This window comes from Gordonia sp. (in: high G+C Gram-positive bacteria) (assembly GCF_047606305.1).
Classification (GTDB): Bacteria; Actinomycetota; Actinomycetes; order Mycobacteriales; family Mycobacteriaceae; genus Gordonia.
In genome coordinates this window covers 1-3,471 of record NZ_JASGER010000084.1, presented here as the reverse complement: position 1 = coordinate 3,471, position 3,471 = coordinate 1, and the positions used below count along the sequence as shown (strand labels likewise).

Below are 3,471 nucleotides of genomic sequence, written 5' to 3'. Positions count from 1 at the left end.
CGGCGACCAGCGGGTCGGCGCCGGGCATCGGGCCGACGCCGGTGCCCAGGCCGCCGAGCAGACCGGTCATGCGGTGGCGGCGATGCGGCCGGAGCCGACGACGAGGTCTCCCCGCTCGGCATCGGGCGCGTACAGCACGGCCGCCTGCCCCTTGGCGACGCCGGTCAGCGGCTCGCCGAGCTCGATCTCGATGCCGGGCTCACCGTCGACGTCGACGGGCGTGGCGACGGCGGGGGCCAGTCCGCCGTGGGCGCGCACCTGCACGGTGCAGTCCACCGGCCCGGTGGGCGCCTCCCCCGACGTCCAGACCGCATGCTTCGCGACGATGCGGCGGACACCGAGCGCGGACGCCGGACCGACGGTGACGGTCGAGGTCTGCGCGTCGATCCCGGTGACGTACCGCGGCTGCCCGTCGGCGGACGGCGCATCGATCCCCAGGCCCTTGCGCTGCCCGATGGTGAAGCCGTGCACGCCGTCGTGGTCGGCCAGCTTGGCGCCGGTCTGCGCGTCGACGACGGCACCCGGCCGGACACCGATCTTGGCGCCCAGGAAGGCACGGGTGTCGCCGGTCGGAATGAAGCAGATGTCGTGCGAATCGGGCTTGTCGGCGACGAGCAGCCCGCGGGCCTGCGCCTCCTGCCGGATCTGCGGCTTGGGGGTGTCGCCGACCGGGAACATCGCGCGGGCGAGCTGGTCGGCGGTCAGCACCGCGAGCACGTACGACTGGTCCTTGTCCTCGTCGACCGCCCGGCGCAGCTCCCCGTCGACCAGGCGCGCATAGTGGCCGGTGGCCAGGGCGTCGAAGCCGAGGGCGAGTGCCTTCTCGGCGAGCGCCGCGAACTTGATCTTCTCGTTGCAGGACAGGCACGGGTTCGGGGTCTCGCCGGCGGCATAGGCGGCGACGAAGTCGTCGATCACGTCCTCGCGGAACCGCTCGGCGAAATCCCACACGTAGAACGGGATGCCGAGCACGTCGGCGACCCGGCGCGCATCGTCGGCGTCCTCGCGCGAGCAGCAGCCGCGCGAGCCGCTGCGCAGCGCGTCCGGCGTCTCCGACAGCGCGAGGTGCACACCCACCACGTCGTGTCCGGCGTCGACGGCGCGGGCGGCGGCCACGGCGGAGTCGACGCCCCCGCTCATCGCGGCGAGCACCCTCACGACCGGCCCCCGGAGGCGACCAGGCCGGCGTCGCGGGCCCGCGCGACGACGTCGCCGATCACCGCGCCCACGCGGTCGATCTCGGCGTCGGTGGTGGTTTGGGAGAGGCTGAACCGCAGCGAGCCGCGCGCCACCGCCATCGGCAACCCCATGGCCAGCAACACATGGCTGGCCTGCGCGACCCCGGCCGTGCAGGCCGAGCCGGTCGAGCACTCGATGCCGCGGGCGTCGAGCAGCATGAGCAACGAGTCGCCCTCGCACCCCTCGAAGGAGACGTGTGCGTTGCCGGGCAGGCGCAGCTCGCCGCGCGGTCCGTTGACCCGGGTGCCCTCGACTGCCAGCAGGTGGTCGAACAGCCGGTCGCGACGGGCGGTGATCTGCCGGGTCTCCTCGTCGAGGTTCCCGGTGGCCGCGGCCAGTGCAGCCGCCATGCCGACCGCGCCGGCCACGTTCTGGGTGCCCGGCCGCAGGTCGCGCTCGTGGCCGCCGCCCTGCGTCAGCGGCGCGAGGCCGACCTCGCGGCCCAGGACCAGTGCGCCGACCCCCTGGGGCCCGCCGAACTTGTGGGCCGCGACCGAGAGGGCCGACAGGCCGCTGGCGGCGAAGTCGACCGGGATGTGGCCGACGGCCTGGATCGCGTCCGAGTGCACCGGCACCCCGTGCTCGCGCCCGAGCTCGGCGACGCGGGCGATGGGTTGGATCGTCCCGATCTCGTTGTTCGCCCACATCACCGAGACCGCCGCCATCTCGTCGGCGTGTGCGGACATCTCGGCGGCCAGCGCGTCGACGTCGACGAACCCCTCCTCGTCCACGCCGACGATGACGAGGTCGAGATCGAGGTCGGCGGCGAGCGCCTGCGCGGGGTCGAGGACGGCGTGGTGCTCGACCGCGGAGATGACCAGTCGGCGACGGCGCGGATCGGCGCGGCGGCGCGCGGTCACGATGCCCTTGAGGGCGAGGTTGTCCGACTCGGTGCCGCCGGAGGTGAACAGGACCTCGGAGGGGCGTGCCCCGAGCGCCGCGGCGATCGACTCGCGCGCCTCCTCCAAGTGCCGTCGGGCGGCCCGACCGGCGGCGTGCAGAGAGGACGGGTTGCCCGCGCGCTCGAGCAGCGGGAGCATGGCCGAAACCGCCTCCGGGCGCGCGGCCGTGGAGGCGGCATTGTCGAGGTAGACCGACTCGGCCGGTGCGGTGGGCATGGTGCTCACCAGGATAGACGCGCCGCCGACGCCCTCCAATTCCGACGGCGCGTCCCTCCCTCAGCTGCGCACGACCTGCCCGACGCGATAGACGCCGTGCGGATCGAGCCGATCGGCCAGCGCGGCCAGCCACGCGACGGTGTCGTCGTCATAACCGCTCCGGATCCGCCCGGGATCGTCAGAGGCGACGAAGTTGGGCAGGGTCCCCCCGGTCAGCGCCGGCGCGAGTGCCTCGAGGGTGGCGCCGACCGCCGCGGCGACCCCGGCGGCCGCCTGCTCGTCGGCCAGCACGCCCACGATGTTCAGGTTGAAGGCCGCGTCGCGGTGGCACATCGCCGACCGCACCTTCGGCTCGCGCGCCAGCGCACCGCCGAGCTGACGCACCTCGGTGACCGGCAACAGCGGCGCCACCGGCGCGTTCACCATCGCCACAAGCGCCTCGATGGACGCGTCGGGCAGCTCGGCTAGCAGACCGCCGCTCTCGGCGACCGGCATCGGATCGGTCGGATCGGCGTGGATGGCGCCCACGGCCGCGTACGGCATCGGTCCGACCGCGTCGAGCAACGCCTCACCGAGTGCGCGGATCGGCGCGAAGGCGGCCGCCGCCTCCTCCGGATCGGCGACGCTGGCATAGCGGACGGCGACCGTCAGCCTCCCGGCGAGCACCGGCGGCACACCCGGCAGCGGGGGCAGGTTGACCAGGGCGACCGACGTCGACGCCTCCTCGGGCAGGTCGGCGGCCCAGTCCCGCCACGACCGCAGGATCGTCGCCGCGCCGACGCCGTCGAAATAGATCGCGCCGCCGTAGAAGCCGGCCAGCTCGGGCAGCTCGATGACCGCCTCGGTGATGATGCCGAGGGTCGCCTTGCCGCCGCGCAGCCCCCAGAACAGTTCGGGGTTCTCCTGGGCCGACACGGTCCGGACCTGTCCGTCACCGGTGACGACGGTCAGCGACCGGACGTGGTCGGCGCTGGAGCCGAAGGTCCGCACGAACGGGCCGATGCCGCCGCCGGACAGGAAGCCGGCGACGCCGACACCGGGGGCCGAGCCGCACAGCGGGGCGAGCCCGTGCGGTGCGGCGGCATCGATGACGCGCTGCCACCGCACGCCGGCG

The 3,471-nt window shown here is 74.3% G+C and carries 3 protein-coding genes; all 3 read right to left on the bottom strand.

From position 1 onward, the window contains the following. Nucleotides 1-66: 66 nt before the first annotated feature. Nucleotides 67-1,158, bottom strand: a complete 1,092-nt coding sequence (gene mnmA, locus QM634_RS12445; protein ID WP_415043094.1) for a tRNA 2-thiouridine(34) synthase MnmA — start codon at nt 1,156-1,158, stop codon at nt 67-69. Then, nucleotides 1,155-2,357, bottom strand: a complete 1,203-nt coding sequence (locus tag QM634_RS12440; protein WP_415043093.1) for a cysteine desulfurase family protein — start codon at nt 2,355-2,357, stop codon at nt 1,155-1,157. The genes mnmA and QM634_RS12440 overlap by 4 nt, the downstream gene beginning before the upstream one ends. A 60-nt stretch (nt 2,358-2,417) precedes the next feature. After that, a partial coding sequence (locus QM634_RS12435) for an FAD-binding oxidoreductase (protein ID WP_415043092.1) occupies nt 2,418-3,471 on the bottom strand: 1,054 nt, incomplete at its 5' end.